The organism is Amycolatopsis sp. MtRt-6, assembly GCF_017308975.1.
In the GTDB taxonomy this organism is placed as follows: Bacteria; Actinomycetota; Actinomycetes; order Mycobacteriales; family Pseudonocardiaceae; genus Amycolatopsis.
Map to the genome: position 1 here is coordinate 193,210 of NZ_JADWPD010000005.1, position 12,112 is coordinate 205,321.

At 73.4% G+C, this 12,112-nt stretch carries 13 protein-coding genes; 6 read left to right on the top strand and 7 right to left on the bottom strand.

The window, feature by feature from the left end:
• The first annotated feature begins 58 nt into the window (after positions 1 to 58).
• From I4Q55_RS11590 to I4Q55_RS11600, 3 genes are read left to right on the top strand one after another with little or no spacing between them, the layout of a single operon-like run.
• Complete coding sequence (locus I4Q55_RS11590) at positions 59 to 661, top strand: TetR/AcrR family transcriptional regulator (protein WP_307793184.1); 603 nt, start codon at positions 59 to 61, stop codon at positions 659 to 661.
• A complete protein-coding gene (locus I4Q55_RS11595) occupies positions 658 to 1,314 on the top strand; it encodes a VC0807 family protein (RefSeq protein WP_206786972.1) in 657 nt (218 codons plus the stop codon). Before I4Q55_RS11590 ends, I4Q55_RS11595 begins: the two co-directional genes overlap by 4 nt.
• Positions 1,307 to 2,635, top strand: coding sequence for an FAD-dependent oxidoreductase (locus tag I4Q55_RS11600; protein WP_206786974.1), 1,329 nt, complete (start codon positions 1,307 to 1,309; stop codon positions 2,633 to 2,635). The genes I4Q55_RS11595 and I4Q55_RS11600 overlap by 8 nt, the downstream gene beginning before the upstream one ends.
• 130 nt (positions 2,636 to 2,765) lie before the next feature.
• On the opposite strand, the gene I4Q55_RS11605 is transcribed toward I4Q55_RS11600, so the two are convergent.
• Genes I4Q55_RS11605 through I4Q55_RS11615 form a run of 3 tightly spaced genes read right to left on the bottom strand, consistent with a single transcriptional unit; the run spans position 2,766 to position 6,806 of the window.
• Positions 2,766 to 5,075, bottom strand: coding sequence for a [protein-PII] uridylyltransferase (locus I4Q55_RS11605; protein ID WP_206786977.1), 2,310 nt, complete (start codon positions 5,073 to 5,075; stop codon positions 2,766 to 2,768).
• Between the two features lie 10 nt (positions 5,076 to 5,085).
• Positions 5,086 to 5,424, bottom strand: a complete 339-nt coding sequence (locus I4Q55_RS11610; protein WP_091306756.1) for a P-II family nitrogen regulator — start codon at positions 5,422 to 5,424, stop codon at positions 5,086 to 5,088.
• Positions 5,421 to 6,806, bottom strand: a complete 1,386-nt coding sequence (locus I4Q55_RS11615) for an ammonium transporter (RefSeq protein WP_206786978.1) — start codon at positions 6,804 to 6,806, stop codon at positions 5,421 to 5,423. Before I4Q55_RS11615 ends, I4Q55_RS11610 begins: the two co-directional genes overlap by 4 nt.
• Before the next feature lie 173 nt (positions 6,807 to 6,979).
• Here I4Q55_RS11615 and I4Q55_RS11620 point away from each other — a divergent pair, with 173 nt between their 5' ends.
• A complete protein-coding gene (locus tag I4Q55_RS11620; protein ID WP_242545752.1) occupies positions 6,980 to 7,831 on the top strand; it encodes a putative RNA methyltransferase in 852 nt (283 codons plus the stop codon).
• A complete protein-coding gene (locus I4Q55_RS11625; RefSeq protein ID WP_206786982.1) occupies positions 7,828 to 8,454 on the top strand; it encodes a (2Fe-2S)-binding protein in 627 nt (208 codons plus the stop codon). The genes I4Q55_RS11620 and I4Q55_RS11625 overlap by 4 nt, the downstream gene beginning before the upstream one ends.
• On the opposite strand, the gene I4Q55_RS11630 is transcribed toward I4Q55_RS11625, so the two are convergent.
• Entirely contained in the window at positions 8,451 to 9,305 is an 855-nt protein-coding gene (locus tag I4Q55_RS11630) for a sigma-70 family RNA polymerase sigma factor (RefSeq protein WP_206786984.1), read from the bottom strand. The genes I4Q55_RS11625 and I4Q55_RS11630 overlap by 4 nt on opposite strands.
• Before the next feature lie 83 nt (positions 9,306 to 9,388).
• Entirely contained in the window at positions 9,389 to 10,294 is a 906-nt protein-coding gene (locus tag I4Q55_RS11635) for a LysR family transcriptional regulator (RefSeq protein WP_206787433.1), read from the bottom strand.
• A 71-nt stretch (positions 10,295 to 10,365) separates the two neighbouring features.
• On the opposite strand from I4Q55_RS11635, the gene I4Q55_RS11640 reads away from it, so the two are divergent.
• Complete coding sequence (locus I4Q55_RS11640; protein ID WP_206786993.1) at positions 10,366 to 11,199, top strand: SDR family NAD(P)-dependent oxidoreductase; 834 nt, start codon at positions 10,366 to 10,368, stop codon at positions 11,197 to 11,199.
• A 4-nt stretch (positions 11,200 to 11,203) separates the two neighbouring features.
• Here the strand turns inward: I4Q55_RS11640 and I4Q55_RS11645 are convergent, their stop codons facing one another.
• Positions 11,204 to 11,617 carry a PPOX class F420-dependent oxidoreductase gene (locus I4Q55_RS11645; RefSeq protein ID WP_206787005.1) on the bottom strand — a complete coding sequence of 138 codons (414 nt, stop codon included), beginning with the start codon at positions 11,615 to 11,617 and terminating at the stop codon, positions 11,204 to 11,206.
• Positions 11,618 to 11,668: 51 nt separating this feature from the next.
• On the bottom strand, positions 11,669 to 12,106 hold the full coding sequence (locus tag I4Q55_RS11650; RefSeq protein ID WP_307793185.1) for a VOC family protein: 438 nt from the start codon (positions 12,104 to 12,106) through the stop codon (positions 11,669 to 11,671).
• Positions 12,107 to 12,112 lie beyond the last annotated feature (6 nt).

The window sequence follows — 12,112 nt, forward strand, 5'->3', positions numbered from 1 at the left end:
TCTCCCGGCTCTGACCAGGCAACTTGTCAGGTTTGCTTGGCTGAGCTAAATTTTGCTCGTGCGAGCAAGAACGTTCACCGAGTCCGGCAGGCGCGCCCAGATCGTGCGGGCGGCGATCGCCGTGATCGCCGAAGCCGGCTACCTCAAGGCGTCCTTCAGCCGGATCGCCAAGCACGCCGGCCTGTCGAGCACCGGCATGATCAGCTACCACTTCGCCGGCAAGGACGACCTCCTCGCGGCCTGCGTGACCGAGATCGAAGAGATCACCGGGGCGTTCATGCAGCCGCGCATCGACGCCGCCGTCGGGCACGTCGCCCAGCTGCGCGCGTTCGTCGAGGCGAACGTCGAGCTCGTCGGCGAGCACGCCACCGAGCTGCGGGCACTGATCGACCTCGTCAAGAACGCCGGCTCGCGCAGCGACGCCGTCGACGGGCGGCTCGCCCTGTTCGAAGAGCACTTCCGCACCGGGCAGGCGGCCGGCGTCTTCGGCGCCTTCGACGTCCGGATCACGGCGCTCGCCCTGACGACCGGGCTCGACGCCGTCGTCGCCACCGCGGCGGCGAACCCGCCCGAACCCGCCGAGCTCACGCGCATCGGCCGCGAGCTCGCCGACCTCTACGTGCGGGCGACCGCACCCGGATCCGCTGGGGGAACCGCATGACAACCGAGGAGAAAACCGACGCCGGGCTGCGGCGGGTGGTGCGCGCCAACGTGCGCACCATCGTGTTCGAAGTGATCGTGCCGATGGCGCTGTTCTACGGCCTGCGCGCCGCCGGGGTGAGCCAGTGGTGGGCGCTGATGGCCGGCATCCTGGTGGCCGCGCCGTACGTGCTCTGGACGATCGCCCGGAACCGCAAGATCGACCTCGTCGCCCTGGTCACGCTGAGCGTCCTGGTGCTGTCAGTCGTGCTCGGCCTGCTGTCGGACGACCCGCGCACGCTGGTGATCCGCGAAGGCTGGACGGCGGCGCTGGGCGGCCTCTTCGGCGCGTGGATGCTGGTGTCGGTGTTCGTCGGCCGGCCCGCGCAGCTGACGCTCGGCCGCACGATCGCCGAGGTCAAGCGCGGTGCCGAAGGCGCGGACGCGTGGGCGGGCCGCTGGGACACCGACGCCCGCTTCCGGCGCGGGCTGCGGATCGACACCGCCGCCTGGGGCGCGGTGCTGCTGGGCAGCGCGGTGGTGCACATCGTGCTCGTCTACACGCTGCCGATCGACCTCATCGCGCTGGTCACCAACGTGGCGTGGTTCGGCGCGCTGGCCGTGCTGATCGCCTGGCACGTCTGGTACCTCCGCAAGGAGAACCTGGATGCCTGACGTCCTGGTCGCGGGCGCCGGCCCGACCGGCCTGCTGACCGCGTTCGAGCTGGAGCGCGCCGGCGTCGACGTCCTGGTGCTGGAACGCGACCCCGGGCCCGCCACGCAGTCGAAGGCCCTCGGCCTGCAGCCGCGGTCGGTCGAGGTGCTGGCCGACCGCGGCCTGCTCGCCGCGATCGAGCCGCACGCGCGGGCGAAGCTGCCCGCCGGGCACTTCTCCGGTGTCCCCATCGACTACCGCGACCTGCCGACGCGCTTCCCGTACCAGCTCGGCGTGGAACAGGCCCACGTCACGGCGGCGATCGAGGCACGGCTGCGCACACCGGTGCTGCGCGGCGCGGCCGTGACCGCCGTGGCCCAGGACGACGAGGGCGTCACGGTCACCGCGGGCGGCCGCGAGCACCGCGCCGGCTGGCTGGTCGCGGCCGACGGCGGGCACAGCACGGTCCGGATGCTGCTGGGTGCCGCGTTCCCCGGCCGCCCGGCACGGACGTCGCTGGTCGTCGCCGACGTCACCCTGGCCGCCAAGCCCGCCGGCCTGGCGGAGGATTGGACACTGCCGTCGTCGGGGTCGGGGTACCTGCTGCCGCTGTCCGCCGGCCGCTATCGCACGATCGTGTACGGCGAGGAGCAGCACCGGCTCGGCCGCGACGCGCCGGTGACGGCGGACGAGGTGCGGCGGGCACTGACCGCGGCGCACGGGCCGGACGTCGTCTTGGGCGAGGTGCTGTGGGCGTCGCGGTTCGGCGACGCGTCCCGGCAGCTGGAGCGCTACCGCCACGGCCGGGTGCTGTTCGCCGGCGACGCGGCGCACATCCACCTCCCGGTCGGCGGCCAGGGGCTGAACCTGGGTTTGCAGGACGCGGCGAACCTGGGCTGGAAGCTGGCGGCGACGGTCCACGGCACGGCCCCGGACGGGCTGCTCGACAGCTACCACGACGAGCGTCACCCGATCGCGGCGCGCGTGCTGGTCAGCACCCGGGCCCAGGCGGTCCTGGGCGTGCCGGCCCCGGACGCGGCGGCGGTCCGGGCGGTGGTCACGGAGCTGCTGGCGGTGCCCGAGGCACGCCGCGCGGTCGCCGCGGAGCTGTCCGGCATCGGGGTGACGTACGCCGGGGTCAGCGGCCGTGCGGACGTCCCGGCGGCCCCGGACGGCCGGGCGGTCCTGATCGGCGCGGCAGTGCCGGCGGGGTGGACCGGACGGGTCGAGGGCCGGGAGGGGGCGGCACCTCGGCTCGTCCGGCCGGACGGCTACGTCGTGTGGGACGGCGGACCGGGCCTGGACGAAGCGCTGCGCCGCTGGGTCGGCGCCCCCGCCTAGACCGGAACCCCGGCACGCCGCTCGCGCCGAGCGCCCCAATGTGGCCTTCGGTGCGTTGAACGCACCGAAGGCCACATTGGGTGCGTTCAACGCAACCAAGGCCACATTGGGGCGCTCGGAGGCGGGCTGGTCAGGAAGCCGCGGTCAGGACCGCTTGCTCCACCTCGCGGCGCCAGCCCGGCTCGATGCGGCCGCTTCGAGGGGTCACCGCGAACGAGTCCACCACCGCTCCGCCCAGCGTCGACGCCTTCGCCCAGCGGACCTCCGCGTCGCACCTGCGCAACGCGCCCGCCACCCGGAACAGCAAGCCGATCCGGTCGGCCGCGCGCAGCTCCAGGACCACCGTGTCCGGGCCCGTCGTCTCGTCGTCGAACCACAGCACCTTCGGCGCCACCGGAGCCGGCGACCCGTAGTCCCGCTCCTTCGCCGCCAGACGCTGTGTCAGCGGCAAGGTCCCCGCCACCGCGCGGGCGAACTGCTCCCTCAGCAACGTCGCGTCCGGCAGCGAGCCGAACTTCGGCGACGCCGTGAACACCCCCGCCCGGCCGCCGTCGTGGCCGCGCAGGATCGCCGAGTGGACCTCCAGGGAATTCAGCGCCAGCACGCCCGCCGCCGGGGCCAGCAGCTCCGCTCGGGCCGGGACCGCCAGCAGGACCGTCACCACCTTGCCGTGCGAGCTGATCCGGATCTCGCCCGTGCCCGACGCCACCGCCGAAGCGACGAGCTCGCGTTGTTCGTCGTCCATCGGCGAGGGGGCCGTGAACCCCGTGCCGCGCAACACTTCCTCGCAGCCCGACACCAGCTCCGCCAGCAGGCGGGCCTTCCAGTCCGTCCACACGCCCGGGCCGGTGGCCAGGGAGTCGGCTTGGGTCAGCGCGTGCAGCAACTCGACCAGGACGATGTCGCTGTCCAGGGTCTTCACCACCCGAGCCACCGTCGCCGGCTCGCTGATGTCGCGCCGCGTTGCCGTGTGCGGCAGCAGGAGGTGGTGGCGGACCATCGACGACACCGTCGCCGCGTCCGTCGCCGAGAGCCCGAGCCGGGCCGCGACCTGGGCCGAGATCTTGGCGCCCAGCTCCGAATGGTCCGCGTCGCGGCCCTTGCCGATGTCGTGCAGCAGCGCGCCGATCAGCAGCAGGTCCGGCCGCGACACCGTGGTGGTCAGCTTGGCCGCCTCGACGCAGGTGCGGATCAGGTGCCGGTCGACCGTCCACTGGTGCACCGGCGACCGCGGCGGCAGGTCGCGGACCGCGCCCCACTCCGGGAACAGCCGGGACCACAGGCCCGTCCGGTCGAGCGACTCCACCGCGTCGACCAGGCCCTCACCCGCGCCCAGCAGCTCGACCAGCGCGTTCAGCGCCTCGGCCGGCCACGGCGCGCGCAGCTCCGGTGCCGACTCGGCCAGCGCCTTGAGCGTGCCGAGCGCGATCGGCTTGCCCGTGCGGGCCGACGCCGCCGCGACGCGCAGCAGCAGCGCCGGGTCCTTCGCCGGGACGGCGTCGCGGGCCAGCGCGACCTCGTTCCCGTGCAGCACCACGTTTTCGGCCAGCGGCGTCCGCGCGGGACGCCGTCCGAACCGCGTCTTCGGAGGATCCACAGTGGACCGAAGCGCGACGTCGAGTGCGTACGCGATCGTCCGGCCCGCCCCGGAAAGCTTGCGGGCCAGCGTGAACCGGTCGCCGAACCCCAGTTCGGCCGCGACCAGCTCGGCCTCCGGCGCGGACAGGACGTCCCGTTCGCGCCGGATCTCGCGCCGCAGCTCGGTGCGGACGTCGAGCAGGAGTCCCTTCGCCTCCAGGAGTTCCTCGCCCGGACGCGCGGTGAGCTGTGCCGCGGCCAGTGCCTCCAGGACGGCGAAGTCCCGCAGCCCACCCCGGCCGTGCTTGAGGTCCGGTTCGGCGGACTGCGCGATTTCGCCGCTGCGTGCCCAGCGCTGCCGGACCGACGCCGTCAGGTCCGGGATCTGCTTGCGCGCGGTGCGCCGCCACTGGTCACGCGCCGCGGAAACCAGCCGGCCGCTCAGCTCGGCGTCCCCGGCGAGGTGCCGGGCGTCGAGCAGGCCCATCGCCACGCGGAGGTCTTCCGAAGCGACCTTCAGCGCCTCGCCGGGCGTGCGGACCGAGTGGTCGAGCCCGACTTTGGCGTCCCACAAGGGATACCAGAGCGCGTCCGCGATCTCGCCGACGCCGCTGTTGCCGTTGTGCACCAGCAGCAGGTCGAGATCGGAGAACGGCACCAGCTCCCGGCGGCCGAGCCCGCCCACGGCGACCAGCGCGACACCCGGTTCCGCGGTGTCGACGCCGGCCGCCGAGGCTCCCCTGCCCAGCCAGAACTCGTAGAGGTCGACCAGGGCCGCCCGCAAAGCGGACGCCCCCAGCCTCCCGTGCCTGCCCTCGAGCAGTCGCTCGGTGGCCTTGACCAGTTCGCCCCCGTCGGCCATCCCAGACGCCTTATAGGGCGTCCGTGCCGCGCTCGCCGGTCCGTACCCGGATGACGGTCTCCACCGGCGTCACCCACAGCTTGCCGTCGCCGATCTTGCCGGTGTGGGCGGCCGTGGTGATGGCCTCGAGGACCTTCTCCACGTTCGTGTCGTCGGTGACGACCTCGACCTTCAGCTTGGCCACGAAGTCCACCGAGTACTCCGCGCCGCGGTAGACCTCGGTGTGGCCCTTCTGCCGGCCGTAGCCCTGGACCTCGCTGACCGTCATGCCCAGCACGCCCAGCTGCTCCAGCGCGGAGCGGACGTCGTCGAGCGTGAACGGCTTGACAATCGCCGTGATGAGCTTCATGCCTTGCTCTCCTCGAGTTTCGCGGCCGGGGTGGACTTGACCGGGACGGTCGACGGGTGGCCGAGGCCACCGCCCGACCCGGTGAAGTCGTAGGCGCTCTCCGCGTGCTGGGCTTCGTCGATGCCGCTGACCTCGTCCTCGGTGCTGACGCGGAAGCCGCCGGCCTTCTTGATCACGAAGCCGATGATGAAGGACAGCACGAAGGAGTACGCGAGCACCGCACCGGCGGCCGCGGCCTGACGGCCCAGCTGGGTGAGCCCACCGCCGTAGAACAGGCCGTCCGCGCCGAGCGCGTTGACGCTCGTGGTGCCGAAGAAGCCGATCAGCAGCGTGCCGACGATGCCGCCGACCAGGTGGACGCCCACGACGTCGAGCGAGTCGTCGAAGCCGAACTTGAACTTGAGCGAGATGGCGAGCGCGCAGACCGCACCGGCGATGAGGCCGATCGCGATGGCCCCGAGCGGGCTCACGAAACCACACGCCGGGGTGATGGCGACCAGGCCGGCGACCGCGCCGGAGGCCGCGCCGAGGGTGGTCGGCTTGCCGAACTTGAGCTGCTCCACGATCAGCCAGCCGAGCACCGCGGCGGCGGTGGCGACGGTGGTGTTGGTGAACGCGACGGCGGCGAGGTCGTTGGCGGCCAGCGCCGAACCGGCGTTGAAGCCGTACCAGCCGAACCACAGCAGCGAAGCACCGAGCAGCACGAACGGCACGTTGTGCGGCCGGCCGGTGTCCTTCGGCCAGCCCTTGCGCTTGCCGAGCACGATCGCGAGGGCGAGACCCGCGGCACCGGCGTTGATGTGGACCGCGGTCCCACCGGCGAAGTCGAGTGCCTTGAGGTTGTTGGCGATCCAGCCACCGACGGAGTTCTCGCCGATGAAGCCGTTGAAGGAGAACACCCAGTGCGCGACCGGGAAGTACACGACCGTCACCCAGATGACGACGAACAGCGTCCAGCCCCAGAACTTCGCGCGGTCGGCGATGGCGCCGGAGATCAGCGCGGGCGTGATGATCGCGAACATCAGCTGGAACATCACGAACGCGAGGACGGGCAGCGCGTCCGAACCGGGCCAGGCGACCGCCGGCGTGGTGTCGGTGGCGGCGACCGCGAAGCCGGCGAGCTTGCCGAAGGTGTTTTCGAGGCCGGCGAAGTGGAAGTTACCGATGAAGCCTCCGAACGCGTCGTCGCCGAAGGACATCGTGAACCCGTAGAGGGCCCACAGCACCCCCACGACGGCCAGCGCGATGAAGTTCATCATCAGCATGTTCAAGACGCTCTTCGCGCGGACCATGCCGCCATAGAAGAACGCCAGTCCTGGGGTCATGAGCATGACCAGCGCGGCGCTGGCCAATACCCACGCGGTGTCTCCTGCGTTCAGCACATCGTCCTCCCGTGCCCTGGGTTCGTGCGTTGGCAGTTTTGGCGCGCGGTGTTTCACGGGGCGGCTCGTGAGGTTTCGCCCGCGTGAACTGTCCGCGCCCGGTTGTTACGGCCAGGTTTCCCAGGACCCCTCCTGGAGTGTCCGGTTGCGAAACGTCGTGGTCGAATATCCCCATGACACCGGGCGACCACGGGAATGACCCACTGCCACCCTCGGTCGTGGCGGCGTTGCGGTGTTCGGTCTGCGGTGACCCGATCGGCCCAGCGGGACGCACGCTGCGTTGCGGAAACCGCCACTCTTTCGATCTAGCGCGACAGGGTTACGTGAACCTGTTGCACGCGCGAATCCCGGCCGGGACGGCGGATACCGCGCCGATGGTCGCGGCCCGCGCCGGCTTCCTCTCCTCGGGCGCCTACGAACCCCTGGCCGACGAACTGGCCCGCGTCTGCGCGGAGGCGGACGGCCTCGTCGTCGACGCCGGCGCGGGCACGGGGTACTACCTCGCGCGCGTGCTGGAGACGTCGGCGGCGTTCGGGCTCGCGCTGGACGTCTCGGCGGTCGCCCTGCGGCGGGCGGCGCGGGCCCACCCGCGGCTGGGCGCGGCGGTGTGGAACCTGTGGGAGCCGTGGCCGGTGGGCGACGGCGTGGCGTCGGTCGTGCTGAACGTCTTCGCGCCGCGCAACGGGCCCGAATTCCACCGCGTGCTGCGGCCCGGCGGCCTGCTGGTCGTCGCCGCGCCGGCGCCGGACCACCTCCGCGAGCTGGGCGACCTGGTCCTGGCCGTCGACGAGCGCAAGGACGAGCGGCTCGACGCCACCCTCGGCGAGTACTTCACGCGCACCGGGCGCACGCAGGTGCGGCGCGAGGTCGAGCTGACGCCGCGGCAGGTGCGCCAGGCGGTCGAGATGGGTCCGGCGGGGTTCCACCTGGACCGCGACGGCCGCCGGGAGCGCCTGGACGCGCTGAGCGAGGCCCAGGTCGTCACGGTGTCGTTCACCGTCTCCACGTACCGGCGGCAGGGGTGAAGCCCGGCTGGACCGTGTCCGCGACCCGGCTCGCGGACGAGGACTGGGTGCGCGCCCGCATCGGCGGCGCGGCGAAGCTGTACGGCTGCGCGCGGCCGGAGGTGCTGGGGACGATCTGGTGGTATTCGCTCTCCTCGGTGCTGGTGGCCCCGGCGGTGGAGGGCCTGGTGGCCGGACGGCCGGTGGATCCGTCGCTGGACGCCGTGGAGCTCGACCTCGTCACCGACGGGCGGTTCCTGGGTGCCCGGTCCACCCGTTCCCTCGACGGCGGCCTCCCCGCGGTGGGCGCCGCGCTCACCGGCGCCCTCGGGACGGCGATCGCCACCATCGCCGCGGTCAGCGGGGCGCGGGAGCGGGCGCTGGGCGCGATCGCCACCGACTCGATCGGCAACCGGCTGCTCTGGACGCCCGACCCGGAACGCGCGATGGCCCTCGCCGAACCCCTGGTCGAAGCGATCGACCTCGGCCTGCCCAAGCCGCGCTTCGTGCGCGTCGGCCGCACTCCCGCCGTACGGCGTGCCTCGTGCTGCCTGATCTACGAAGTGGGCAACCCGAAGTGCGTGAGCTGCCCGCGTCAGACGCCCGAAGAGCGCGAAGCCCGTCTTCGCGCCGCCCTGGGTTAGAGCACCGCCAGGTCCAGCGCGGCGAGCCGCTCCGGGTCGGCGATGACCTCGATGCCCGTGATGCGGTCGGCGTCGACCTGGAACTTCAGGACCACCGCGAGCCGTCCCTCGCGGACCATGAGCAGGCCGGGGGTGCCGTCGACGAGGGCGAGTTCACTGGCGCGAGCCCGCTCGGACGCCAGGATCGCGCCGCGGCGCACGCTCTCGACGCCGTGCAGCACGATCGGCGCCGGGCTCGGACCGGCGAACCGGTCGGCGCGCAGCACGACGTCCGGGTCGAGCAGGGCCAGGAGCGCTTCGAAGTCGCCGCCGCGGGACGCCGCCAGGAAGGCTTCGACGACCTTGCGGCGCCGGGGCAGGTCCGCGTCCGCCGTCTCGCCGCCCTTCACCCGGCGACGGGCGCGGCTGGCGAGCTGCCGGGTGGCGGCCGGGGTCTTGCCGATCATCGGCGCGATCTCGTCGAAGGGCACCGCGAACATGTCGTGCAGCACGAACGCGACGCGCTCGGCCGGGCCCAGCGCGTCGAGGACCACCAGCAGCGCCCGCCCGACGGAGTCGGCGAGCTCCGCCTCCTGCTCCGGATCGCGGCGGCCGTCGTCCGGCTCGGGTTGGCCGTCGAGGGGTTCTTCGCGGTGGTTGCGGCGCGTGCGCAGCAGGGACAGGCACACCCGGGCGACCACGGTGGTCAGCCACGCGGGGATGTTGCCGATTTCGCCGGCGTCGGAGCGGTGGAACCGCAGCCACGCCTCCTGGACGGCGTCGTCGGCTTCGGCCGCCGAGCCCAGCATCCGGTAGGCGACCGCGCGCAGCCGCGGGCGCTCCTGCTCGAACCGCTCGGTCAGCGCGTCCACTGTGTCCCGTTCCTTCCGTTCGCCGGTCGTAGGAGTAGACCCCACGGCGACGGCCGATGTGACCGGAACGGAAGTGATCTGGGTCATCCGGCGGCGCGGCGCAGGACGTCGGCCAGCAGCGCCGCGGGTTCGGACACCGGACCCGGGAGGCGCGCCAGCACGACCCGCCGCCGCTCCGCCGGGCCGCCGCGCACGGCCAGCACCCGCACCCCGGGTGGCACCGCCTCGGCCAGCGAAGCCGGCAACGTCGTCAGCCCGCAGCCGGCCGCGACGAGGCTCAGCTTGGCCAGCCAGTCTCGGGCGGTGTGGGCGATCTCGGGGCGCTCGTCGAGGCCCGGCCACACGCCCATCAGCGTCTCCGCGCCCGCCGACGGCCCGGCGATCCACCGCTGCCCGCGCAGGTCCGCGACGTCGACCTGGCCGGCACCGGCCAGCGGGTGCCCCGCGGGCACGGCAACGCGGAGGGTGCGCTCGGCGAGCGTCTCCAGGCGCAACGCCGGCGTCTCGGCGTCCGGCGGGCGGAACGGCGGGGCCGAGCCGAGCACCGCCAAGTCGACCGTGCCCGCGCGCAACGCCCGGACCAGGACCGGCGTCGTGCCCTCCCGGGTGACGACGGTGACCGCGGGGTGCGTCCGCCGCAGTTCGGCGACCGCGCGCGGCACCAGCACCGCGCCCGCGCTGGGGAACCAGCCCAGCCGGACCGTCCCGGCGTCGGCGGGCAGCCCGGCCAGTTCGCGCCCGGCGGCGTCGATCTCGTCGAGCACCGCGACGGCCCGCCGCAGCACGACGTTCCCAGCGGCGGTGAGGCGCACGCCGCCGGGCCGCCGCTCCAGCACGGGCGTTCGGGTCACTCGTTCGAGCGACGCGATCTGCCGCGACACCGCGGACTGCGTGTAGCCGAGCGCCGTCGCGGCCGCGGTGAGGGTGCCGCGTTCGGCGACCTCGCGGAACACGCGCAGGGCGAGCAGGGTGACGTCGCCGAAGTCCATGACGTTCACGCATACCAGGGTTGCTCGATTCTCGCTTTTCGCATGGACTCGGGTCGGCTTAGCGTGCGGGTATGACACGTACCGCCGTGGTGACCGGGGCCAACCAGGGCCTCGGCTTCGCCCTCGTCCGCGGGCTCGCCGCCCGCCTCGCCCCCGAAGACCTCGTCCTGCTCACCGGCCGCGACGCCGGCCGGGTGGCCGCGGCGGCCGCCGCCGTCGCCGCCGATCCGGCGACGCGCAGCCGCGTCGAAGGCCGCGTCCTCGACGTCTCCGACGCGGCCGCGGTGGCTCGCTTCGCCGAGCCGGTCGACATCGTGCTCTCCAACGCCATCGGTCCGCTGACGCCCGACCGCCCGCAGGCCGAGCAGGCCGACGTCTTCCTCGACGTCGCCAACGGCGGCACCCACGCGGTGCTGCGCTCGTTCGGGCCGGTCCTGCGGCCGGGCGGGCGGCTGCTCGTCGTCGCCAGCACGCTGGGCACCCTGGGCAACCTGCCCGAGCCGCTGCGGCCGCGCTTCGACGGCGTCTCGCTGGACGAGGTGGAGAAGGCGGTCGAGGACTGGCGTTCGGCGATCCACGACGGAACCGCGCGGGCGGCGGGCTGGCCGGACTGGATCAACGTGCCGTCGAAGGTGGCGCAGGTCGCGGCGGTCCGCGCGGTGGCGGCGCTCCGCCGGGACGCGGACCTGGCGGCCGGCACCCTGGTGGCGGCCGTCTGCCCGGGCCTGGTGGACACACGCGCGTCGCGGCCGTGGTTCAGCGACTTCAGCCGGGCGCAGACCCCGGAGGAGGCGGCGCGGGCGGTGCTGGACCTGGTGTTCGCGGACGTGGACCCGGCGACCTACGGCGAACTGGTCCGGTTCGGGCGGGTGCTGCCGTGGACCAGCGGCAGCCCGGCGGCCTGACCGGCTAGCGGTGCACGGCCCGGCGCGGCTCGTACCAGGTCTCGCCCACCGGCTCCCCGGCCATGTTCCAGCTCCACGAGATCTTCGGCGTGATCCGCGCGTACAGTCCCGGCCCGACCAGGCCGGTGCGCTCCACCGGTTCGTCCGCGACGCCGTAGACCCGGATCGCCCGGGCGATGAACGGCTGCAGGGAGACGAGGTCATCGACCAGCAGCGCAACCCTCCGGCGCCCGGCGGCGACGTTGCGGAACTTGCGCGTCGAGGTCACGGCCGCGCCGACACCGCCGACCCAGAAGTGCTCGCCGTCGTATTCGAAGGCGAGCGGGACGAGGTCCGGCTGGCCACCCGGGCCGAGGGTGGCCACGCGGGCGAGCGGCTGGGAACGCAGATAGCCGAGCTCATCGGCCGTGAACGCCATGACAACTCCTTCGTGCGGCGTGGGTACACCGGTGAACGAACGCGCGAGGCATCACAGTACGCAGAACTCGTTGCCCTCCGGGTCCGCCATCACGAAGTGGTCCGGACGGCCGTCCAGCCGGTGCTCGCGCAGGACCGCCGCGCCCGCGGCGGTCAGCCGGGCGACCGCCTCCACGACCCGCTCCCAGCGCGTCTCCCACGGCACGTCACGCCCGCCGCCGGCCTGGAGGTCCAGGTGGACGCGGTTCTTGGCGACCTTCCCCTCGGGCACCTTGAGGAAGCTCAGGCTCGGCAGGACGCCCTCCGGATCGCTCAAGTACGCGCCGTCGTCCCACTCCGCCTCGGGCACGCCGTGCCGGCTGAACCACGCTTCCCAGCTCGCGAACCCCGCCGGCGGCGGACGTTCGATGTAGCCGAGGGCCACCGCCCAGAACCTCGCCAGCGCGCGGGGGTCCGCGCAGTCGATCGTCACGCTCCAGCGCACCGTCACGGACTC

Bases quoted from the DNA above. Each gene is read 5' to 3' on its own strand.
- I4Q55_RS11595 (WP_206786972.1), top strand. From the start codon at position 658: ATGACAACCGAGGAGAAAACCGACGCCGGGCTGCGGCGGGTGGTGCGC.
- I4Q55_RS11600 (WP_206786974.1), top strand. From the start codon at position 1,307: ATGCCTGACGTCCTGGTCGCGGGCGCCGGCCCGACCGGCCTGCTGACC.
- I4Q55_RS11605 (WP_206786977.1), bottom strand. From the start codon at position 5,075: ATGGCCGACGGGGGCGAACTGGTCAAGGCCACCGAGCGACTGCTCGAG.
- I4Q55_RS11610 (WP_091306756.1), bottom strand. From the start codon at position 5,424: ATGAAGCTCATCACGGCGATTGTCAAGCCGTTCACGCTCGACGACGTC.
- I4Q55_RS11620 (WP_242545752.1), top strand. From the start codon at position 6,980: ATGACACCGGGCGACCACGGGAATGACCCACTGCCACCCTCGGTCGTG.
- I4Q55_RS11635 (WP_206787433.1), bottom strand. From the start codon at position 10,294: ATGGACTTCGGCGACGTCACCCTGCTCGCCCTGCGCGTGTTCCGCGAG.
- I4Q55_RS11640 (WP_206786993.1), top strand. From the start codon at position 10,366: ATGACACGTACCGCCGTGGTGACCGGGGCCAACCAGGGCCTCGGCTTC.
- I4Q55_RS11645 (WP_206787005.1), bottom strand. From the start codon at position 11,617: ATGGCGTTCACGGCCGATGAGCTCGGCTATCTGCGTTCCCAGCCGCTC.